The organism is Paraglaciecola sp. 25GB23A, assembly GCF_040012495.1.
GTDB lineage: Bacteria > Pseudomonadota > Gammaproteobacteria > Enterobacterales > Alteromonadaceae > Paraglaciecola.
In genome coordinates, this window is sequence record NZ_JBDYKM010000001.1 from 709,960 (window position 1) to 731,160 (window position 21,201).

19 protein-coding genes are annotated in these 21,201 nt (G+C 38.8%); 16 read left to right on the top strand and 3 right to left on the bottom strand.

The window, feature by feature from the left end; genetic code table 11:
- Positions 1-12 precede the first annotated feature (12 nt).
- Genes ABKW31_RS03100 through ABKW31_RS03155 form a run of 12 tightly spaced genes read left to right on the top strand, consistent with a single transcriptional unit; the run spans position 13 to position 10,708 of the window.
- A complete protein-coding gene (locus tag ABKW31_RS03100) occupies positions 13-954 on the top strand; it encodes an SDR family oxidoreductase (protein ID WP_348614735.1) in 942 nt (313 codons plus the stop codon).
- Entirely contained in the window at positions 951-1,514 is a 564-nt protein-coding gene (locus tag ABKW31_RS03105; protein ID WP_348614736.1) for an SIS domain-containing protein, read from the top strand. The genes ABKW31_RS03100 and ABKW31_RS03105 overlap by 4 nt, the downstream gene beginning before the upstream one ends.
- A complete protein-coding gene (locus ABKW31_RS03110) occupies positions 1,511-2,500 on the top strand; it encodes a GDP-mannose 4,6-dehydratase (protein ID WP_348614737.1) in 990 nt (329 codons plus the stop codon). Before ABKW31_RS03105 ends, ABKW31_RS03110 begins: the two co-directional genes overlap by 4 nt.
- A gap of 17 nt (positions 2,501-2,517) precedes the next feature.
- Positions 2,518-3,171, top strand: coding sequence for a class I SAM-dependent methyltransferase (locus ABKW31_RS03115; protein ID WP_348614738.1), 654 nt, complete (start codon positions 2,518-2,520; stop codon positions 3,169-3,171).
- Positions 3,168-4,127, top strand: coding sequence for a thiamine pyrophosphate-dependent dehydrogenase E1 component subunit alpha (locus ABKW31_RS03120; RefSeq protein ID WP_348614739.1), 960 nt, complete (start codon positions 3,168-3,170; stop codon positions 4,125-4,127). The genes ABKW31_RS03115 and ABKW31_RS03120 overlap by 4 nt, the downstream gene beginning before the upstream one ends.
- Positions 4,120-5,184 carry a transketolase C-terminal domain-containing protein gene (locus ABKW31_RS03125; RefSeq protein ID WP_348614740.1) on the top strand — a complete coding sequence of 355 codons (1,065 nt, stop codon included), beginning with the start codon at positions 4,120-4,122 and terminating at the stop codon, positions 5,182-5,184. Before ABKW31_RS03120 ends, ABKW31_RS03125 begins: the two co-directional genes overlap by 8 nt.
- A 4-nt stretch (positions 5,185-5,188) precedes the next feature.
- A complete protein-coding gene (locus tag ABKW31_RS03130) occupies positions 5,189-5,968 on the top strand; it encodes an SDR family oxidoreductase (RefSeq protein ID WP_348614741.1) in 780 nt (259 codons plus the stop codon).
- A 5-nt stretch (positions 5,969-5,973) separates the two neighbouring features.
- Positions 5,974-6,747 (top strand): transketolase, encoded by a 774-nt coding sequence (locus ABKW31_RS03135; protein WP_348614742.1) that lies wholly within the window; start codon positions 5,974-5,976, stop codon positions 6,745-6,747.
- Positions 6,744-7,673, top strand: a complete 930-nt coding sequence (locus tag ABKW31_RS03140; RefSeq protein ID WP_348614743.1) for a transketolase C-terminal domain-containing protein — start codon at positions 6,744-6,746, stop codon at positions 7,671-7,673. The genes ABKW31_RS03135 and ABKW31_RS03140 overlap by 4 nt, the downstream gene beginning before the upstream one ends.
- A complete protein-coding gene (locus ABKW31_RS03145) occupies positions 7,660-8,826 on the top strand; it encodes a methyltransferase domain-containing protein (protein WP_348614744.1) in 1,167 nt (388 codons plus the stop codon). The genes ABKW31_RS03140 and ABKW31_RS03145 overlap by 14 nt, the downstream gene beginning before the upstream one ends.
- Positions 8,823-9,674 carry an FkbM family methyltransferase gene (locus tag ABKW31_RS03150; protein ID WP_348614745.1) on the top strand — a complete coding sequence of 284 codons (852 nt, stop codon included), beginning with the start codon at positions 8,823-8,825 and terminating at the stop codon, positions 9,672-9,674. The genes ABKW31_RS03145 and ABKW31_RS03150 overlap by 4 nt, the downstream gene beginning before the upstream one ends.
- Positions 9,671-10,708: a hypothetical protein gene (locus tag ABKW31_RS03155; RefSeq protein ID WP_348614746.1), complete on the top strand. Its 1,038-nt coding sequence runs from the start codon at positions 9,671-9,673 to the stop codon at positions 10,706-10,708. The genes ABKW31_RS03150 and ABKW31_RS03155 overlap by 4 nt, the downstream gene beginning before the upstream one ends.
- A gap of 72 nt (positions 10,709-10,780) precedes the next feature.
- Here ABKW31_RS03155 and ABKW31_RS03160 read toward each other — a convergent pair whose 3' ends face one another.
- Positions 10,781-14,320, bottom strand: coding sequence for a 6-hydroxymethylpterin diphosphokinase MptE-like protein (locus ABKW31_RS03160; RefSeq protein WP_348614747.1), 3,540 nt, complete (start codon positions 14,318-14,320; stop codon positions 10,781-10,783).
- Between the two features lie 334 nt (positions 14,321-14,654).
- Between ABKW31_RS03160 and ABKW31_RS03165 the strand changes: the two genes are divergently transcribed.
- A complete protein-coding gene (locus ABKW31_RS03165; protein ID WP_348614748.1) occupies positions 14,655-16,148 on the top strand; it encodes a PfkB family carbohydrate kinase in 1,494 nt (497 codons plus the stop codon).
- On the opposite strand, the gene ABKW31_RS03170 is transcribed toward ABKW31_RS03165, so the two are convergent.
- Positions 16,143-16,844, bottom strand: a complete 702-nt coding sequence (locus ABKW31_RS03170) for a nucleotidyltransferase family protein (protein ID WP_348614749.1) — start codon at positions 16,842-16,844, stop codon at positions 16,143-16,145. The two genes, ABKW31_RS03165 and ABKW31_RS03170, sit on opposite strands and share 6 nt — an antisense overlap.
- Positions 16,841-17,887: a zinc-binding dehydrogenase gene (locus ABKW31_RS03175; RefSeq protein ID WP_348614750.1), complete on the bottom strand. Its 1,047-nt coding sequence runs from the start codon at positions 17,885-17,887 to the stop codon at positions 16,841-16,843. The genes ABKW31_RS03170 and ABKW31_RS03175 overlap by 4 nt, the downstream gene beginning before the upstream one ends.
- Positions 17,888-18,004: 117 nt before the next feature.
- On the opposite strand from ABKW31_RS03175, the gene ABKW31_RS03180 reads away from it, so the two are divergent.
- The 3 genes from ABKW31_RS03180 to ABKW31_RS03190 all read left to right on the top strand — a co-directional run bounded on the left by ABKW31_RS03180 (position 18,005) and on the right by ABKW31_RS03190 (position 21,136).
- Positions 18,005-18,580 (top strand): HAD-IIIA family hydrolase, encoded by a 576-nt coding sequence (locus tag ABKW31_RS03180; protein ID WP_348614751.1) that lies wholly within the window; start codon positions 18,005-18,007, stop codon positions 18,578-18,580.
- A 112-nt stretch (positions 18,581-18,692) separates the two neighbouring features.
- Positions 18,693-19,496, top strand: coding sequence for a flagellin (locus ABKW31_RS03185; RefSeq protein WP_348614752.1), 804 nt, complete (start codon positions 18,693-18,695; stop codon positions 19,494-19,496).
- 197 nt (positions 19,497-19,693) lie between these two features.
- Positions 19,694-21,136, top strand: coding sequence for a sigma-54 dependent transcriptional regulator (locus ABKW31_RS03190; protein ID WP_348614753.1), 1,443 nt, complete (start codon positions 19,694-19,696; stop codon positions 21,134-21,136).
- Positions 21,137-21,201 lie beyond the last annotated feature (65 nt).

Sequence of the window (21,201 nt, forward strand, 5' to 3'; positions counted from 1 at the left end):
GAAGTTATTGTAATGACGACAATTCTTGTCACCGGTGCGTGTGGGTACAAAGGTTCGGTATTAGTACCGAAATTATTAGCCAATGGCTATCACGTTGTTGCGATAGATACTCAATGGTTTGGTAACTTTATATCGCCACATAAAAATCTGATGATGATAAAACAAGATGTGAGGCATGTCACAGACATCGATTTAAATGACATCGATGCTATCGTGCATTTAGCTTCAGTAGCCAATGATCCATGTGGAGATTTAGATCCTAAATTGACTTGGGAAATAAGCGCGTTGGCAACCATGCAACTTGCAGATTATGCAGTCAGAGCAGGCGTTAAACATTTTGTCTATGCGTCTTCTGGCAGTGTATATGGAGTTAAAGATGAGGAACAGGTCACTGAGAATCTGGTATTAGATCCCATCTCTGAATACAACAAAACAAAAATGGTTTCAGAAAGAGTGCTTTTGAGTTACGCAGATAAAATGGCCGTACAAATTGTGCGCCCAGCTACGGTGTGTGGTTTGTCGCCCCGTATGCGACTCGACGTATCAGTTAATATGTTAACGATGCAGGCTCTTAAAAATGGAATTATTACGGTATTTGGAGGAGATCAGACGCGTCCCAATATTCATATCGACGATATTACTGACCTGTATGTTTTCTTTTTGGAGAATCCGCAAATAACTGGCGTTTACAATGCGGGTTTTGAGAATATTTCTATCTTGGATATTGCCAACATGGTCGTTGAAAAGGTCGGAGCAAAAATTGAAGTCACGCCTTCTAATGATCCGCGCTCATATCGGATAAATTCAGAAAAATTGTTGGCTACTGGATTCAAACCTAAAAAGACGGTCAGTGTCGCGATAGATGAGATAATTCAAAAATTCAAAGCAGGCAAGCTCATCGATGAGGACAGATGGCATAATTTGAAGTGGATGCAGCAGGAAGTACTTAAATGAAAGAACTTATTGCAGCATACCAAGCAGCGTTGTCGGAGCAAATTAACCTACTGGATTCAGCGACAATACAAGTGCTTGCTGAGCATCTAATAGATTGCTGCAAAACAAAAAAGCAAGTATTTATATGCGGTAATGGTGGTAGTGCGGGTAATGCTATTCATTTGGCCAATGACTTTTTATATGGCATCGATCCTTCTGGTAACATGAGTTTGAATGTCGAAGCCTTACCTGCCAATTCTAGCGTAGTAACCTGTCTAAGCAACGATATTGGTTACGACAAGGTTTTTTCGCATCAGTTAAAGGTCAAGGCTAATCCTAATGATGTGTTAATTGTATTGTCGGGGAGTGGTAATTCTGAAAATATTGTGCGTGTTTTGCAACAAGCTAAAGAGTTAGGCGTGAAAAGTTTTGCAATTTTGGGCTATACCGGTGGTAAAGCGAAAGCTCTTGCAAACTATTCCATTCATAACGACATAAACGACATGCAAATCTCTGAGGATCTACAACTTATAGTTGGCCATATGCTTATGCAGTTTATGGCGAGGGAATTAGCTGCATGATAAATTCCATTGCTGTTATCGGCAGTAATTCATTCTCTGGTGCGAGTTTTTGCAAAAGTATGTTGGAACGAGGAGTAGAAGTGCTGGGTATTAGTCGGTCATTGGAACCTGCAGATGCACTACTTCCCTATAAGTGGATTGATCATTCAAAGTTTCAGTTTCATCAATTGAATTTGAATCACCATCTAGATAAAATAGAATCTATCTTAGACGCTAGGCAAATAGGTACGATTTACAATTTTGCCGCACAAAGTATGGTGGGGCAAAGCTGGGAGTATCCCGAACATTGGTTTATGACCAATGTGGTTTCAACCGTTAAGTTTCACAACATGTTGCGTCATAAGGATTACCTCGACAAATATATCCATATTTCTACCCCAGAAGTATATGGTTCATGTTCTGGTTTTGTGAGTGAAGACCAAATGTTTAACCCCAGCACACCCTATGCGGTATCCCGTGCTGCGGCTGATATGAGTCTTAAAACATTTTTTGATGTACATCAATTTCCAGTTGTTTCAACACGCGCCGCTAACGTTTATGGCCCTGGTCAGCAGTTGTACAGGATTATTCCCAAAACGATCTTAAGTATTATGTTGGGACATAAACTGCCGTTGCATGGTGGCGGAGTATCAGAGCGCTCTTTTATCCATATTGACGATGTTTCGCGCGCAACCCAAGCCATTGGTGAACGGGGTACAAACGGTGAGACTTATCATGTTTCGACCTTAGATACGGTGTCTATTCGTGCTTTAGTGGAGAATATTTGTCAGCGAATGGCAAAAGATATCAATCAAGTATGCGAAATTTCAGCAGATAGACCCGGTAAAGATGCGGCCTATTTACTGGATTCTAATAAAGTCAGAAATGAATTTGCTTGGCAGGATAAGATATCCCTTGAACAAGGTATTGAACAAACAATTGAGTGGGCAGAGCAAAACTTCGAACAACTTAAATCAATGTCTTTAGACTACACCCATAAGCAGTAAATGAGGATCTTCATTCAATGGAAATAGATTTACTTAGAAATTACCCTAAGACGAATCGCAATACTCAAGCGAGAAGTGAAGAAAAAACCGACGCGGTGCGAGCAATTGCCCGTCAGTTTGGTGAGCAATTTTTCGATGGAGAACGTCAATATGGATATGGTGGATTCCACTATTTCCCACGCTTTTGGCAACCCGTGGTGCCAGACATTCAGCAACAATACAGGTTGACGGAGCACAGTTCGGTGCTTGATGTAGGCTGTGCTAAAGGCTTCTTTTTGCACGATTTAAAGCAGCTCATTCCTGGTATAACCGCTAAGGGTATTGATATTTCAGACTATGCAATTGCACATGCTAAAGAGGAAATTAAAGCCGATGTTATCTGTGTTTGTGCAACCCGTTTGCCTTTTGCAGATAATACCTTTGATTTAGTTATGAGTGTCAACACAGTACATAACTTAGAACGGAAAGAATGTGGCCAAGCTTTACAAGAAATTATGCGAGTGAGTAAAGGCAACGCCTTTATTACCGTTGATGCATATCGCAATGCTGAAGAAGAAGCGCGCATGTATGAATGGAACTTAACCGCTAAAACCATCATGCATGTTGATGAATGGAAAGCGTTTTTTCAGAAAGTTGGCTACACCGGTGACTACTTCTGGTTTATTCCATGAGTGCTTTATTTTTGTTTTATCAACAGATTTTACGCATTCGCTTAGTGGAAGAAGCTATTGCGTCTCGTTATTCTGAACAGAAAATGCGTTGCCCAACTCATTTATCTATCGGACAAGAAGCCGTTGCCGTTGGTGTTTCAGCATTTTTAACTTCCAAAGACAAAGCCTACAGCTCACATCGAGCCCACGCCCATTATTTGGCCAAAGGAGGTGATTTAAATAAGTTGATCGCTGAACTTTATGGCAAAGAAACTGGCTGTACAGGTGGTCGAGGTGGCTCAATGCACTTAACTGACTTGACTGCTGGATTTGTTGCCAGCACTGCGATAGTTGGTAACAGTATCCCGCTTGCAGTTGGAAACGCACTGCATCAACAAGTACAAAAATTGAACGAAATATCAGTGGCTTATTTTGGCGAAGGAGCGACTGAAGAAGGGGCGTTTTACGAGTCTGCGAATTTTGCCGCCTTGAGAAAGCTCCCAGTTTTGTTCATTTGTGAGAATAATGCTTATTCTGTATACAGCCCGCTGGAGGTAAGGCAACCGGCTGGCCGTTCTATTGTTAAATTAGCTCAGGCCATCGGCTTACACGCAGCAGAAGTTGATGGGAACGATGTCATTCAAGTTGCTCGCGTCGCGGAAAAATGTATTCAAAATATCCGCTCGGGTGCTGGCCCGGCTTTGATCGAATGTCATACCTATCGGCATCGAGAACATTGTGGGCCTAATTGGGATGATGATCTTGGCTATCGTCCGCAAGAAGAAGTATCCAAATGGCTTGGACGGGATCCGATAACGCTGTTGGAACGTCAATTATTGCTTGAGAATATTGATAATATAAATACTATCGCGCTGGCTAAACAACAAATCGAGCAGGAAATTAACCAAGCTTTTGAACACGCGGAATGCGCGGCATTTCCAGATCCACAACACAACAGTAGATATGTTTATGCTTGATATACATTCCCAAATTACCACCTTTGCTAAACAAGTCTGTTTAGCTCAGCATCAAGCCATGAATGACGACTCGTCAATGCTGAGTTTTGGCTTGGGGATTGACGATCCCAAGAGCATTTTTGATACGACCAAAGGATTGTCTGAAGCCTTTGGTAATCGGCGCGTTTTTGATATGCCAACCGCTGAAAATGCTATGACAGGCATCGGTATCGGTGCAGCCTTGTCGGGGAGTCGAGTATTAATGACCCACCAACGCTTAGATTTCTTTTTACTAGCAATGGATCAGTTAGTCAACAATGCAGCTAAATGGCATTACATGTTTAATGGGCAGATGAAGGTACCGCTTACAATTCGCCTAATAGTCGGGCGAGGGTGGGGGCAGGGGCCGACCCATGCACAGAATTTGCAGGCATGGTTTGCTCATATTCCTGGTCTTAAAGTGGTTATACCAAGTAAAACGGATTCAGTCGCTCAGCAACTCTATCAAGCTATTATGGATGACAATCCCGTTTTGTTTATTGAACATCGCTGGTTACATAATCAACAGTGTAACGAAACAGAATTAGTGAATTTAAGCCAACCGCTTGATAAAGTTAGAACGCACTGTGAGGGCAGAGATATTACGCTGGTGGCAAATAGCTACATGTTAATCGAAACACTGATAGCCGCAGAACGGCTTAAAGAACAAGGGATTGCTTGTGAAGTGCTTGAGACTGTTCAAACCGATAAATCTGGCTGGCAACCGATCTATGACTCTGTAACTAAAACCGGGCATCTATTGGTGTGTGACAGTGCTCATAAGAACTTTTCTGTGGCTGCGGAAATAGTCGCTAGCGTAGCTGAAACGTGTTTTAGCAAACTTATGACTGCGCCAAAAAGGTTAGGATTGCCTGAATTCCCAGAACCTACAAGTTATGCTATGACTAAAGGTTTTTATAATAATGCAGATACTATAACTAATCGAGTTTGTGAAATGCTTGGGCTAGCCACTCCCATCGTTATTGAAAACACCGGTATGCATGATGTACCAGGAAAATGGTTCAAAGGACCATTCTAATTATATGAATCTAAATATTGAACGCAAACTTGCCTTAGTCACCGGCGCCTCTGGCGGACTTGGAATGGCCATAGCACAATCGCTTGCCAAAGAAGGTGCGGATGTTATCTGGGTTGCAAGACAAGGCGACAAACTTGCGGATTTAGCTGAAAAAGCAACTTTGCAACACAAAAATAAAAACCGTTACTTTAGTGTCGACTTAAGAGATTGCAATGGTCCCAAAGTATTATTGGACTGGCTTTCAAATGAAAATTTGGAGCCTGATATTGTAGTCAACAACGTTGGTGGCAATTTGGGTATCACAGAGCCACTCAGTGCAGTAGATGCCTGGCGGGATGTAATGCAATTCAATTTACTTAATGCAATTGAGTTAAACAATGCATTTTTACCCACAATGCAAGCCAAAAAATGGGGGCGAATTTGTCACGTGTCTTCCATTGCTTCGTTAGAAAATCAAGGTACACCAATGTATTGCGCAGCTAAGGCTGCACTTAATGCCTATGTACGTAGTGTAGGGCGTTTTGTTTCAGCTGATAATGTTGTTATGACTGCAGTTTTACCGGGGGCTGTGTTTACCGAAGGAGGTTATTGGGATGAAACACTTAAGACTCGCCCTGAGCATGTTGAAAAATATTTATCTGAAAGAATGGCGGTTAAACGATTCGGCACGCCAGAGGAAATTAGTGAGTTTGTTACCTTTTTAGTATCAGATAAGGCTTCTTTTGCTATTGGTACGTCTGTTTTACTTGATGGCGGCCAAGGACGAGTATTTTTTGAGGGGTAGAACCGTTGCTAAATAAAGATTTAAGAAAAAGAATTGTCGAAATAGTAACTAAAGCTAAAGAAGGTCATATCCCAAGTTCTTTTTCCATAGTTGATATTATCGATCATTTATACGGGCAAGTATTACGATACGATAAAGCAAATCCTAATTGGCCTGAACGAGATATTTTCGTATTATCTAAAGGGCATGGATGTGCAGGATTATATGTTGTACTTGAAAAATATAATTTATTGACAGCCGCACAGTTGGAAAACTATTCGCAGCCGGGAGGAATTCTGGGAGGGCATCCGGATAGAACAAAAGTGCCTTTTATAGAGGCATCAACGGGTTCACTGGGACATGGATTTCCTTTTTCGGTTGGCATTGCTATAGCCAACAAAATTAAGAAAAAAAAATCACTAGTCATCTCCTTACTTGGCGATGGTGAATGTCACGAAGGAACCATATGGGAAGCAGCGCATGTTGCTGCTAATCGATGCTTAGATAATTTAGTTGCAATAATCGACTGGAATCTTTCAGGTGCTCAATTGTGCCCTATAGATGACCTTCCCGCTAAGTGGGCAAGTTTTGGTTGGCAAGTTCATGTTTTTGATGGGCACAAACAAGAAAGTATTGTTGAGGCATTCAGTCATATAGAACATGCGACTCAGCCCGTCGCTTTAATTGCTAAAAATACCAAAGGATATGGGGTTAATCTCCTGGAGGGGCATGGCAGGTGGCATCATCGTATTCCAAATCAACAGGAGTTTGAGCAGATAATGGAAGCCTTAGAACTATGAAAGGTTTAAGAGAGCAATTTGCTGACACTATGCTTGATATTGGTCGTCAGAACGAAGATTTGGTTGTCATGGTTGGCGACATCAGTCATGGTATTTTGCAACCTTTTGCGCAAAGTTGTCCTGGGCGATATTTTAATATTGGTATTTGTGAACCAACAATGGTGTCCATAGCAGCAGGTATGGCTAAGCAAGGTTTAATTCCCGTAACACATACGATTGCCCCATTTTTAATAGAACGTTCCTTTGAACAGATTAAGTTGGATTTTGGTTATCAAGGTTTTGCTGGTAATTTTGTTTCAGTCGGGGGGGCTTTTGATTATGCTCAACTCGGTTGCAGTCACCATTGTTATACGGATGTGTCGCTTATGTCTCACATCCCGAACAGTCAAGTGTTTTGTCCGGGTTCTGCAAGCGAATTTGATGAATTGTTTCGATCTGAGTACAACAACGGCAAAATAAATTATTTTAAATTAACTGAAAATCCTCATGGAGTTGAATTTGATAAACCCATACTAGCAGGCAAAATAATTCAAGTTTCAGAAGGCAGTGACATAACAATTATTGTCTTAGGTCCGCAGCTAAAAAATGCAATTGAAGCCAATGCAGAGCTTGAGAAAAAGCATGGTATTTGCGTGGACTTGCTATATGTGCACAGTGTCAAGCCCTTTGACTCGGCTAAGGTCATAAGCAGTATTGAGAAAACCCGCTGTGCCGTGGTGGTTGAAGAATTATCTGCTCATGATGGGATTTACAATCTGGTCATTCGTAGTTGGAATAGCAGAGATAGGGCTGAGATAAGGCAATTAGCGATTAATGATTTTGTTCATGAGTATGGAAACTATTCCAACTTGTGTGATGTGAGCGGCCTCACAGCAAGTAATATCATAAAAGTTGTAATTGAGACAATGCGTCATGCGAAACGTTAATGAATGTAAAGTGTGTCAAAGTGAGCTGTTAGATACGCTTTTAGAATTGCCCAATCTTCCATTATCTGAAACGTATGGGATATATGACCCTAACTTTAAAGGTTTTGACCAAGCGATTGATATTTGTAGCTTATGTGGTCATGTCCAACTAGCTTTTCAATTGCCTCCTAGCGTTCTATATAATGACGTAGATTACAATTATTCGACGGCAAATTCTTCTTCAACAAGTAAACGTTTCAATAGTTTTAAAGAGTTTATTGGACAAACAATGAACCGACAAACTATATCGATAATTGATATTGGTGGTAATGATATAACTTTGTTGTCATTGTTCGATGTACCGAATAAATATTTAGTGGATCCGAGTTTAGCTGTGCATATTGACTATCAAGACGTACAGACAATTAAAGGATTTGTTGAAGATATTGATTTAGGTCAAATTGCACCTCAGGTTGTCTTGTGTTCACACACGTTGGAACATATTGCTGAGCCTCGAGAGTTTATTCAAAAATTGCTGGAAAATTGTGCTGAAACTACATTGTTTTATTTTGAGGTGCCATGTTTTGAGAAACAAATAAATGCATTGAGGTTTGATGCCTTTTTTCATCAACATTTTCATTACTTTCATCCTACTTCTATTAAAAAATTACTTGAAAGTTGCAATGCTGAAATTGTATCTATGCAATACAATGCTTACCCAACTTGTGGTGGTGCAGTAATGTTTGCGTTCAAGAAAAAGTCAATTGAGATTAAAACCACTACTCAATTTACATTACCCATTCAAACCGCAGCGAATTTAAAAAAGAGCTTTCGCTCAGAATACGAAAAGTTTAGTCAATTAAATAATCAAATTTCCCTTTGGTTGGATAAAATGCCAAGAGTATATGGTTATGGAGCGAGCTTATTGTTGCCAGTAATCTTTTACCATATCGGAGCGGCAGCTCAAAAAATAAAAATTGTATTTGATGATAACCATTCAAAAGCTGGTTTTTCCTACAAAAACATTCCGAATCTAAAAGTCGACACACCATCCAATTACCAGATAGTTGAAGGTGATGGCATTTTGATCACTTCTTACGAAAACATACCGACACTGAAACAGTTGATTAAAAGGCGTTTTGTTGCCGAATGCTTTGAGGGTTTTGATATATGAGTTTATTCGCTACTTTGTTTGATATGTTAAAAGAAACTAAAAATTTACATGCTCATACTAAGCCATTTTATCAATTTAACAGTGAAGTGTGTGCGAAATTGATTAGCGAGTCAGGTTTTGCCTCTTCTGATAAAGTTTCTGTTGAATTTGGGCCATTTGGTCACCTTATTTTCCCCTATTATTCAATGGGGAATATAGATTCATTAAAGTTATTTGGACTTGATGAATTAATACTTTTTTCTTTTTATTATGCAAATCGTAATCGCTATAAAAACGTAGCAGACATGGGAGCGAATATAGGTTTGCATAGCATATTAATGTCTCGACTAGGTTGGCAAGTAACCGCATTTGAGCCTGATCCGATTCATGTATCTAAGATTGCACAAAATGCTGCACTAAATAACGTATCTACTATTTTTCTGAAAGAGCATGCTATTTCAAACAAAAATGAAAGTCTTATTTTCACTCGATTAATAGGAAATAGAACCGGTAGCCATATTAAAGGAAAAAAATTAGAAGTTTACGGTGAAGTGGAGGAATTTTCGGTCAGTTGTTTGGCTTTTCAAGAACAAATGTCACAATTTGATTTTATTAAAATGGATATTGAAGGTGCAGAAGCAGATGCAATTTGTTCCACAAATCACCATAATTGGTGTGGCACTGACATTATGTTGGAAGTTGGTAGTATTGAAAACGCTGAACGTATATACGAGCATGCTCAATCAATAGGAGTCAATGCTTTTAGCCAAAAAACTGGATGGAAAACAGTCGAAAATATTCACCACATGCCTATAAGTTACAAAGAGGGCAGTCTTTTGCTTACTAATAGAGATTCAGGTTGGTTATGATTAATAGAATCATTCGTTTTCATAAGGTAATCAAAAATACAGATTATGTGATATGTGGTTCTGGGGCGTGTGCTGAAAAGATAATAAAGTATTCGCTAGAAAACAACTTAAGAACACCTACTAGAATAGTGGATACTATAAATATTGGTAAAAGGATTGGTGGAAAAACGGTTACCCCCCTTGATTCGACATTAGCTGAAAAAGTGGTCTTGTGCGCGACGCTAGAATTTGAGAACGAGATCCGTGAAAAGATTTCTTTTATTTCTGATACCCCTACAGTTTATGCTCTAAGTGATTTCAGTAATGAATCCAATTGTACACAAAATAATTCTGGCTACCCCATTATTATTAATACAATTCCTAAATGCGGTAATGCTTTTATTTTTAACACATTAAGTAAAACTTTAAATAGAGAATTCAATGATATTGCAGCCGGTCCTTGGCCGGATATGTATATATCAGAGAGAAATATATTCAAAGCAATTAAAAACAATGGTGTGGTTGTAGATCATTTTTCAGCAAATCTTTACAACTTAAATACGTTAAAAGATTTTAATATTTCTAAAATGATTTTTCATTGTAGAGATCTCCGACAAGCCACTCTGAGTTGGTTGCATTGGATTGATAGTAAATTTAAAAAAGGACAGTTAAAAACTTGGGAACATCCACCACATGCTGAGTATTTTAGTTTGTCTGAACAAACCAAACTCGATGTTCTGATTGAATATTGGCTTCCTAAATTATGTTCTTACGTTGAAGAATGGACAACTCTTGATAAATCTTCACTACTTGAAATTAAGTTTACCGATTTTTCAACAATGGCCGATGATCCAAGGTTATTCTTCGATGGGATTTTTGAATTTTTTGAGTTAGACGTCTCTACTTCAAATTTGATTGTGCCAAGTAAAAAAGAGAGTCATTTTCGAAAAGGTTTAAAAAATGAATGGGTTGATATATTTTCGTCAAGCCAGATTCGAAGAATGAATTCTCTTATACCTCCTGCTTTTTTTGAGAGGTTTGGATGGCAATTGTAGATTATCAATTTGAGTTTACTGTTTAAGTGTTTGATAGATTGTGCCGATAAGAATTAGCAATATTGAAGTGGCCTAATTTTTATCGTCACGAATTTTAGCATCTAATAAATTCTTTATAGTTTGTTTGTGCTCATTAAAGGCGGATTCTGACATTAACTGATAAACAAGATGCTTGATCTTTAATGGGCTAATTATTTTTTTAGATCTCGATCCGCTAATCGAAATCGACTTTGATTTTTGCTTATCATTCTTTGAGAAGACACTAAGGTAGAAAATATCATCAAATATTTCATATTCTTCTAGTTGTTGAATATAAAAAGGTTCAAGTAAAAGTGGACTCTGTAATGCCCTATATTTGGGAAGTACTAGGTTACATTTCTGCTGATTAAAGCAAGCTAAAATAACCACTCTCGCTAGAAATATCGGATTATTAAACACTGTGTCGTTTTTTATCACGGGATTTTTTAGATAGGTAATACCATCAAAGTTGAGGGGGATTTGTTTCTCAGATTTTACTATAGCAATGGTGTTTTTGGATCCACGTAGGTTTGTTGGTTCAAAGTGATCTAAATGATAGATTGCATAATCTGGTATATCTGTATTTGTTTCTATTTCTAGTGGGCTAATGATTTTAACCTGTTTAATCCAAGAAAATTGGTCATCTAAAACGAATTTTATACTTGCTATGAACTTTGCTGAGTCCGAAACAATTAACAGCGAACAATCACCACAATTGCGCTTTAAGCTTTTTAATTGTCTATTTAATAAACTGAACGATGAAACATCAAAATCTTCTGGTTCTTTTTCATTTATTAATTGTTTTATTTGTCTTAAAGCGTCTAACCACATCGCTTTTGTCTGCTCAAATGCTGTGGCAAGGCCAGATATATTTTCGTTGGTACAAAGCATTTTGCTTAATACGGCATTGGCATAGTTTGTAGTACCATATAAATAATAAAAAAGTAGCGACTTACCAGTTTTATAAGACGAAAATAACAGCTCTTTTTGTTTGTTGATTAGTTTATTGGCTTGAGCTGCTGATGTTACATCTTGGTCTAGTAAGCACTCCAATTTCGTTAATTCTTTGATTAATACAGAATGGGAGAATTTACTTTCATAGCGTTCTATGAAGTTAGCGTTGTTGATAGTTGAAAATACAACAGATTTAACTATCTCGATTGCGTGTATTTTTTGACTTTTAGAAGAGACAATCAACAAGTTGTCCAAATGCAGCGGATTAGTGCCTAAAATTTTTGCTCCATCGCTGCAGTTATAGAATGTTTGTAGTTTTAACTTTTTATGAACGACCTGTTCGATAATTTGTTTTGATATCTTAAACTCATGCTTGGTGTTAACTCTGGGTCTAAAGTTACCAGGTACAGTTAATGAAGTATTATTATTTTCTGCATAATCGTAGGTTTCTTTACCATCCTCTTGATAATAACCAGATGATTTTGAGTGGTGATGTTTAACATCAATAAAACCTAAATCAACACCCATTAGGTAAATATGGTTAAAACCGATAACGCTCATTAAATCGGTGACAAAATTACTTACGGTGGGAAAAGCATGTTGGAGTGTTTCAAAATTTTGTCGCCCAAGAACGCTTTGTGCTGAAACAGTTGACGATTCCCCCTCTTTAAAGGCTACTAGTACGTCTTTGTAGAGCTCACAGGTATCTGGGTGAATGCCATTACATGAAATTAGCGTGATTGTTTTTAAATATTCCAAATTACCAATAAGCACTGCCCAGTCATAAGTGCTTCGGTTTTGTTCAATTTCAGCGTGAAAATCTGGTGTAATGCCATGTCGGTGTAATGACTGTAAGGTGGTACCACAGCTGATCACGATAGCGTTGTCTTTCCACTCTTTAATGGCTTCAATTGACAGGTCCAAAGAGGGGCCATTGCCAATAATAAATATAGGTACTTCTTTGTCATCGAAGCTCAGTTTATCTGCTGGTTTTTTTGTTAATACGGGGATATTTCGTCTAAAACCTTCTTTGGTATGTTCAATACCATAATAAGCATGATCAAAATATTCACCCATTGAAATGACAATTTGCAATTGCTCTCGCAACTGAGCAATAGCATTGTTTAACGATGCATTGTAATAACTTTGGTAGAAATAGGTGTTATTGAGAATGTAAGGGCCAATCGAGTGGAATTGGCTTAATAAGTCGCGAAACAAGTGGCTGCCATCGTCACCAACATTTAAATAGATTCGGGCATCCGTTTTATCCACGGTTTCAAAAATATGATGCCAATCGATTGCAAAAAGTGAAGCATAGAAAAAATCAGTATTGGGTTCACACAAAAATATTTTTTCTACGGTGTGGTTTTCTAAAAGGCTTTCAAGTTGATAACCAACACCCAAGCCAAACATAATGATTGACGCAATATTCTCGGGCAGTGCGCCAGTTTCTTCTTCGGCTTTGGCTAGCAATTCTTCGGTTTCTTTGACAAATTGATAGTGTAAATAATGGGCGAGTTTGGTGCCTTTATAACCTAAAACTAGGCCGTCTTTATGGGGTTGCTCGTTGTAGTGTTCATAATTATATAAGCAGTCTTGTTTCGGCGAGTCACTGTACCAAGGTACTAATGATTCTGCTTTGACTATGTTGATTTGACCTTCACTATTTTGTATCGGTAACCACGTTTTGGGTTGATAGGATTTATATTGATGAAATATTTCGGGAAAGTATTTTTCTAGCGCCAGTAAGTTTTGCTGAAGCTTTGGGTGGGTCGGTTGACAACTTGAATAATCGTTAACTGTTATGGTTGGTGTCCATGTTGGGACGTAGTGTTGGTAACTTTCATTAAAATTAAAGTTTACACCGTTTTCTTGAAGTTCAGACCATGATTTAGATCGCAGGTCATTCAGTAAACTGTTAAATACTGGATGGTTATAATGTTTCATGACATAAAAACCACCAATGTTTTCGTATTCGACCAATTCATTAATATCGCTAATTAAGTTTCGACCATCCTTCTCAACTTGGATAAAAATTTTAGTGCCTTTGCTTTTTGCTAAATCAAAAATTTTACCCCACTTATTCACGAGAATTGAGCATTGAAAATATTGAACTTCAGGCTCATAAATGACTAAGCATTTAATGGTTCTGCGTGTCATTAACTCTAAGATATGCAGACCTAAACCACAGCCTAAAACGACTAGACAATTGAGCGTTTCCGGAGCCACCTTTTGATAAATATAATCTTGGTAACCTCTAGAGGTTTCAAAGCTAATCTCAGGTGTTACTGTTGGGGTGTTAAGCGCTGAGTGCTCGTTGTTCGTGGCAGATAGACTAAAATAAGGGGCATGCCCAAGAAAATCGTTAACTTGCTGTAAAATTTCTTGCTGAGGATGAAAACCATAAAGCGTTCTGCCTACGCCATAATCTACAATATTGATTTCGCCGTGTTTGTTGCAAAATAATGAGTAATTTTGTAATTGTGGTTGTTTAATCAATGAACTGAGTGAGGGAATATTTCTAGCAAAGCTATTTATATTTTTGTGGTGTGTCTCAAGAATACTTTGAGCAAGTGATGCTTCAAGCTTATCTTGTTTTTCTTCATCTTTTTCTAAATGTAACCGTATGTTTTTTAGCATTTTTTAAGATCACTTTAGCGCAAGTGTAAAAATTATCTAAAGTAATTGTGCCTGAATTATGTTGTGGATCAAAGTGATAGTTCCATTTTCATCTGAGGTTAATTCAAGCCTATAGCAAACAAGCCGATATAACTAAATATAGGTAATACATGACTTTGTAGTTTAGATATTTTATCCTAATGTGCTTGTCTTAACTAACTGAACTAACTGAACTAACTGAACTAACTGAACTAACTGAACTAAATTTAGTTTGGCCATGCGTGATGAATCACTACAAGTATCGTTATGAAAAAACGTGCAATTTGAGTAAAATGAAAATAGTGAGAAGGGTAGAATGCTAGAATCGAATCATTTGCAACATGTTATTGATATTCGTCAGTCCCTCGGGCGTATGATTTTGGTGATGGGTAACTTTAATGTATTGCACCCAGGTCATATACGCTTACTCAAGTTTGCTAAGGAGTGCGGAGATACTCTTGTTGTGGGCATCAATGGCGATCGACTTTTTAAAGGGCAAGGATATTCTGACGAAAAGCATCGTTTTGAGATCATTGATTCTTTGAGTCATGTAGATTTCAGTTTTATTAATAATAACGATATTGAAACATTAATTGCCACTCTGCAGCCTTGGGCAATAGTTAAGGGAAATGAGTATCAGTCCCTTTATAATCCTGAAAAAGCTGCCCTCGATGTTTATGGTGGTAAATTGATTTTTAGTTCAGGCAATAGCCGTACTAGCTCACAATCACAGCTAACTAATATCCATCGTTCACAAGACGTACTAGTGGATTTGTTAAATGGCTATTTAAATCGCCAGCAAATAAAACAACATGAAGTGCATGCAACGATAAAAGGATTTCAGCAAAAAAATGTAGTGGTGATAGGTGATACAATTGTTGATCAATACGTGCAGTGCAACGCTGTAGGGATGTCGCAGGAAGATCCGACTATTGTTGTGACCCCGGATGAGTCAAAATATTTTTTGGGTGGGGCTGGGATCGTTGCGGGGCATGCAAAATCATTAGGCGCAAAGTCGGTAAAATATTTCAGTGTTCTTGGCAATGATCAACAAGCTAATTTCGCCAAGCAAAGAGTTGATGAATATGGTGTTGAGTCATTTTTTTTTAAAGATGATACACGTCCAACTAATTTGAAAACCCGCTATCGTGTGGGAAACAAGACAATGCTTCGAGTAAATGAAGTGCGCTCTCATGATATAGCCAGAGAAATTCAACTAAGCATCATCGCCGGCCTCAGCAGTATAATGGATGAAACTGATTTATTACTTTTTTCTGATTTTAACTACGGGATGTTACCGCAAGAGTTAGTGGATGATATTGTTGAATTAGCTAGAACACACAATGTTGTGATGGCTGCGGACAGTCAAACATCTTCGCAAGTAGGTGATATTTCTCGTTTTAAACAGATGCATTTAATAACACCGACCGAACGGGAAGTAAGAGTTGCATTAAGAAATGACAAAGATGGTTTAGTGATACTGGGTCAAAAGTTAACCGAAGTGTCATGTTGCCAAAATCTACTGATTACCCTTGCTGATGAAGGTATTTTCATTCATAAACCTAAGTCATCAGAACTGTGGGAAAACGATAGGATAAAAGCGTTGAGTGCAAACGTTGTTGATCCTGCTGGTGCGGGTGATTGTCTGTTCGCGGCCGCAGCTTTGTCTATTGCGTGTGGGGCAAACATATGGCAAGCGTCTTTTGTTGGATCTGTTGCGGCGGCCTGTCAGGTTGGGAATATCGGCAATTTACCCATTGATGCAAAACGATTTAACAGAGCAATTGATCAATTTTGGGTGACCTTATAAATGCTTAAACTCCTTTTGAGCTAAGGCATAACTTTCTGGGGTTCCAATGTCACGGTGATAGACATCATTTAGCCAACTATAAATTTTACCGTGGAAAGCGGGTATAACTTGAGCACTGATATCTGTAACACCGTGTTTGACTATCCAATCTAATATCTCTGGTTCGAAAATATAAACAGCACCATTTGCTAGATCACCGGGCGGATTGTCAACTTTTTCATGCATGTTAAGTACTCGACCGTCATGGCTTAGTTCAACAATACCACAGGATGATGGGCTGTCGGTTTTGAATAACATCATGGTCATTAAACAGCCTGAGGGACGACTTTGATGAGATTGAATAAAAGCATCCATATCGAAGTCTGAAAGGTTGTCAGCGTGCACAACTATTAATTGTTCATCAATTAAATGTTTATGAAGCGCCTTCAAGGTGCCTGCTGTGCCTTGCAACTCCAATTCAGCGCAAAGGGTTATGCGTTCTTCATTTGGCCACTTTTCTGAAACATGGTTTGCTACCATATCTTTCAAATAATATAGATTGATTAACACTTCGTCGATTTGCTTAGTAGCAAACATCATTTCCAGCCAATAATCGAGTAGGGCTTTACCTTGGATAGGCACTAAACATTTAGGCATGGTATTGGTTAATGGCCTTAACCTTGACCCTATTCCTGCGGCTAGTAGTACTGCTTTCATGTTGTAAGATTGTCCATATCAATAATAGCCCTAAGTACTTTTTGTGCTTGTAAATCTTGCATCGCTTGATTTATTTGCTGAAGGTCATAGCTGTTAGCCACTAATTCACTCAATTCTGCGTTTTTATTGTTCTTAGCTATTTTTTTTACTAATGATTCAGGGTTACTCATTCCTCCCCAAGACCCCTCAATTTTTTTACCACAAATCAGTTCAAAAGGGTCAAGACAAATTTTGTCACCGTGTTTGGGGTGAGACGCAAAAATACACTTGCCACGTTGTTTGTTGATTAGGGAAAAAGCTTGTTCTATCGTTCTGCAACTGCCTGCGGCTTCAATTATGAAATTTAACATTTCGCCATGAGTTATATTTGCTACAATCTCATAAACATCCTCTTTTTGAGGGTTTATACAGAAATGTGCGCCTAGTTTGTGTGCCAAAGCTAACTTGGCTGGATTAGTATCGATCGCCACGACGAGCTTGGCTTGACTGGTAACCGCAGCGATGAGCGCTGCCATACCAATTCCTCCTAATCCGAATATGCCAATTGAATGGTGAGGTTGACAATTTATTTGATTGTCGACCATACCCATACCAGTAGGCAGTGCACAGCCAAGTAAGACCCCTTCACGTAATCCAATCTGCTCAGGAAGCAAATAGCAACGATTTTCTGAAACAACACTGATTTCACTAAACGTCGTAACAGCGCCAGCATTGATTTTACCCAAGGGTGATTGATATACCGAGCCGCCAGCATCGATGCCGGTTGCTTTTATCCAACCTAAAATAACATTGTCCCCGACCTTCACCTTTGTCACAGAGGGGCCTGTTTCTAACACTTGTGCTGTCGCTTCATGCCCTAACATATGCGGTAGATATTTATCTTCTCCACGGGCACCTGATGCTTCCATTAGTTGACTATGGCAAACACCAGAGTAAAAAATTTTGACTAGTACTTGCCCCTCAGCGAGTTTTGGTACTTCAATATGCCCAATTATCTCTAGCGGTGAACCTGTTTTTACCAGAACAGCGGCTTTAAATTTCATTCATTTATCACTAAGTAAAATTTGTTACTATTATCGACCTATTTTGACACAGCTAAACTGAAATATCGGAATAAATTGTGTCTCGGCGTTTTAGTTAGTTATAGAGAGAAGAAATAAGTGATAGATATAACACGGGGTGATATACAGCACAGAAAATTCGTATTCATAGACCGGGATGGTGTTATCAATCAACGGGCAGCTAAAGGTCAATATATTACTGAACCAAACAATTTTATTTTGATCGGCGATACGGTTGAAACGCTGAAACTTTTAGTAAAAGAACAATTTGAATTCATAATAATATCTAATCAAGCCGGCGTAGGAAAAGGGGTTTTTAGTGCTCAGCAATTAGATCTTGTCACACAAAAAATGTTAGGGCTACTGGCAGAAAAGGGCATCCCTATCTTAGATATTTTTTATTGTATGCATGATTATGATGAAAATTGTATGTGCCGCAAACCAATGCCAGGCATGATCTTGGCTGCAGTTGACAAATATGCAATAGACTTAAAAAAGTGTTTGTTTATAGGAGATGATCCTAGAGATGTATTAACAGCACAAAATGCTAACATCTCTTCAGTACTCATTAATTGTTCACCATCCGAATTAGCTAGCAGCGGTGTTATGCCGGATTTTTATGCACCTTTGCTTTCCTCATTATTACCGCAGCTTAGAACGTTTTACTCAAACTAACGATGTTAGGTATGTGAGAAATGTAAGTATTATATAATTTCATACTTTTAGATTGCTTACTTTTAGAGCAATATTTGCTATTCTTAGCGCTTCAGGTAGAGAGGCTTGAGTTATGATTAAATTAGATTCCAGTTCCAACGCATCATTTTTACAGCAAATTCAACAGAAACAAGATTCGATTCTTGAGAAATTGTCTTCGGGTAAGCGTGTCAATAGTGCGGCTGATGGCGCTGCAGCCCAGCAAATTATTGATCGATTAACCAGTCAAGTTGAAGGTAATAGGCAGTCCATTTCTAATGCCTACGATGGTATTTCACTTGCTCAGGTTGCGGAAGGTGGTTTGGCTGGTATTAACGAAGACGTTAATAGGATCCGTGAATTATCGGTGCAAGCGGGTAATGGTTTATTGAACGACGGTGATCGTAAAGCCCTACAATCTGAAGTTTCTCAACTGCAGCAAAATATCTCACAAACAATTAAACAAACCGAGTTTGGTGGTAAGGCTCTATTGAGTGGTTCAGGTAGTTTAGATTTTCAAATAGGGGCTAATGCAGGTCAAAAAATTGGCGTACAAACTAATGATGTGGCTGCAGGCTTAAGTGACATCCTAAATGTTGATCTGAGTACAGCGCAAGGTGCTCAAGATGCTTTGGCCGCAGCTGATAGCGCAGTCGATTATGTCGGTAATGCGAGAGCTGATCTGGGTGCTACGCAAAATCGTTTTGAAAGCGCAGCCCGCAATTTAGCTCAGACAGATATTAATGTCACTGAAGCGCGCTCCAGAATTCAAGACACCGATTATGCTCAAGCAAGTGCTGAGCTGGCTTCTGCTAATCTACTGAGTCAATCTTCTATCGCGGTTCAGAGTATGGCTAATCAGCAAAAAGGTCAGGTGCTTAGTTTACTTAATGGCTAAGTAAAGTGCTTAACAGCAGGTAAATTAAAGAGCAATTTGATTGCTCTTTTTTTTTGCTGATCTTTCTGTATAAACTTCGTACAGTAATTCAACAGAACTGACATTAGCTTATTAATTTGTGTTGCTATCCAGCCTTGAAAAGCTAAAATCATTTAGGTTACATTGGCTTACAAGAATAAAAAGAGACAGAGGAAGGCATGAGCAACATATTGATTATTAGTTCCCAAGTAGATCGAGCCAATAATCTATGTACCATTTTAACCTTTCTTGGCGAATCATTTTCTTTTGTAACGTTTGCGCAATGCATGCAATCCTTGCTTAAGAAAGAGGGCTATAAAGCGGTTTTTATTGATGCTAGTGATCTTGAGTTAGCGGTAGATATTTGTGAAAAATCACCCCATTTGCCCTTTATTTTAGTGGGTGAAGCCCTCGAATCTAGTGTCAAAGGTAATATGGTTGGTACCTTGCCTGAGCCCGTTACTTATCCGGCGTTAACCCAAGTATTACATCGATGTCAGGAATACCAGCGCCATCAACCTAATGTTAAAACCAGTGTTAATAATAAAACCCGTCTGTTTAGAAGTTTAGTTGGCCAAAGTCGTCAAATCCAAAGTGTGCGTCATCTGATTGAACAAGTTGCGCCCACTGAAGCCAATGTATTAATACTCGGTGAGTCGGGTACAGGCAAGGAAGTGATAGCACGTAATGTTCACTTTCTTTCTAATCGCAATGACAATACCTTTATCCCGGTTAACTGTGGTGCGATCCCGGGCGAATTGCTCGAAAGTGAGTTGTTTGGTCATGAAAAAGGTGCGTTTACTGGTGCCGTTAGCTCACGTAAAGGCCGTTTTGAACTTGCCGAAGGCGGAACCTTATTTTTAGATGAAATTGGCGACATGCCCCTGCAAATGCAGGTTAAATTATTAAGAGTATTGCAAGAGCGAACCTACGAAAGAGTAGGGGGGACTAAACCAATAAAATGTAATGTAAGGGTCATCGCTGCTACTCACCGTGACCTTGAAATGATGATTGAACAGGGCCAATTTCGCGAAGACTTATATTATCGCCTCAACGTTTTTCCAATTGAAAGTCCCGCTTTGCGTGAGAGAAGAGAAGATATTCCCCTGTTATTACAGGAGCTGATCTCCCGATTAGAGTCTGATAATGCGCAAATTAGATTTACCGAAAATGCCCTAACGTCATTAATCGAACATAATTGGGCGGGTAATGTTAGGGAGCTGTCTAATCTTGTTGAACGCTTGATGATCTTATTTCCAAATCAATTGATTGATTTGCATGACTTACCGCATAAATACAAACATATAGACGCAGAAGCATATCAACCAGATTATCCGCAAGAGTTACTGGAGCGTGAAGCGATTAATGCAATGTTTCAAGATTCGGTAGAGACAGAGGAAGATCTAACAACATTTGCGGAACTTGACGATGCTAGCAGTAAAGCCTTGCCCGCGGATGGTTTGAACCTCAAAGAGTATATTTCTGACTTAGAAGTTAGTTTAATCACCCAAGCATTAAATCAACAGGAATGGGTTGTAGCCAGAGCCGCAGAAGTATTGGGCATGCGCCGCACCACCTTAGTTGAAAAAATGCGCAAATATAATATTAATAAAGACGCGTAGTAAGCGAGTCCCCTTCATACAAAATTATAGAGTGTCAGGACCTTGACGCTTTTTATCTCCTCTTT

Excerpts from the sequence above, each read along its gene's own strand:
- ABKW31_RS03100 (WP_348614735.1), top strand. The coding sequence starts at position 13 with ATGACGACAATTCTTGTCACCGGTGCGTGTGGGTACAAAGGTTCGGTA.
- ABKW31_RS03105 (WP_348614736.1), top strand. The coding sequence starts at position 951 with ATGAAAGAACTTATTGCAGCATACCAAGCAGCGTTGTCGGAGCAAATT.
- ABKW31_RS03110 (WP_348614737.1), top strand. The coding sequence starts at position 1,511 with ATGATAAATTCCATTGCTGTTATCGGCAGTAATTCATTCTCTGGTGCG.
- ABKW31_RS03115 (WP_348614738.1), top strand. The coding sequence starts at position 2,518 with ATGGAAATAGATTTACTTAGAAATTACCCTAAGACGAATCGCAATACT.
- ABKW31_RS03120 (WP_348614739.1), top strand. The coding sequence starts at position 3,168 with ATGAGTGCTTTATTTTTGTTTTATCAACAGATTTTACGCATTCGCTTA.
- ABKW31_RS03125 (WP_348614740.1), top strand. The coding sequence starts at position 4,120 with ATGCTTGATATACATTCCCAAATTACCACCTTTGCTAAACAAGTCTGT.
- ABKW31_RS03130 (WP_348614741.1), top strand. The coding sequence starts at position 5,189 with ATGAATCTAAATATTGAACGCAAACTTGCCTTAGTCACCGGCGCCTCT.
- ABKW31_RS03140 (WP_348614743.1), top strand. The coding sequence starts at position 6,744 with ATGAAAGGTTTAAGAGAGCAATTTGCTGACACTATGCTTGATATTGGT.
- ABKW31_RS03145 (WP_348614744.1), top strand. The coding sequence starts at position 7,660 with ATGCGAAACGTTAATGAATGTAAAGTGTGTCAAAGTGAGCTGTTAGAT.
- ABKW31_RS03150 (WP_348614745.1), top strand. The coding sequence starts at position 8,823 with ATGAGTTTATTCGCTACTTTGTTTGATATGTTAAAAGAAACTAAAAAT.
- ABKW31_RS03155 (WP_348614746.1), top strand. The coding sequence starts at position 9,671 with ATGATTAATAGAATCATTCGTTTTCATAAGGTAATCAAAAATACAGAT.
- ABKW31_RS03160 (WP_348614747.1), bottom strand. The coding sequence starts at position 14,320 with ATGCTAAAAAACATACGGTTACATTTAGAAAAAGATGAAGAAAAACAA.
- ABKW31_RS03165 (WP_348614748.1), top strand. The coding sequence starts at position 14,655 with ATGCTAGAATCGAATCATTTGCAACATGTTATTGATATTCGTCAGTCC.
- ABKW31_RS03170 (WP_348614749.1), bottom strand. The coding sequence starts at position 16,844 with ATGAAAGCAGTACTACTAGCCGCAGGAATAGGGTCAAGGTTAAGGCCA.
- ABKW31_RS03175 (WP_348614750.1), bottom strand. The coding sequence starts at position 17,887 with ATGAAATTTAAAGCCGCTGTTCTGGTAAAAACAGGTTCACCGCTAGAG.
- ABKW31_RS03185 (WP_348614752.1), top strand. The coding sequence starts at position 18,693 with ATGATTAAATTAGATTCCAGTTCCAACGCATCATTTTTACAGCAAATT.
- ABKW31_RS03190 (WP_348614753.1), top strand. The coding sequence starts at position 19,694 with ATGAGCAACATATTGATTATTAGTTCCCAAGTAGATCGAGCCAATAAT.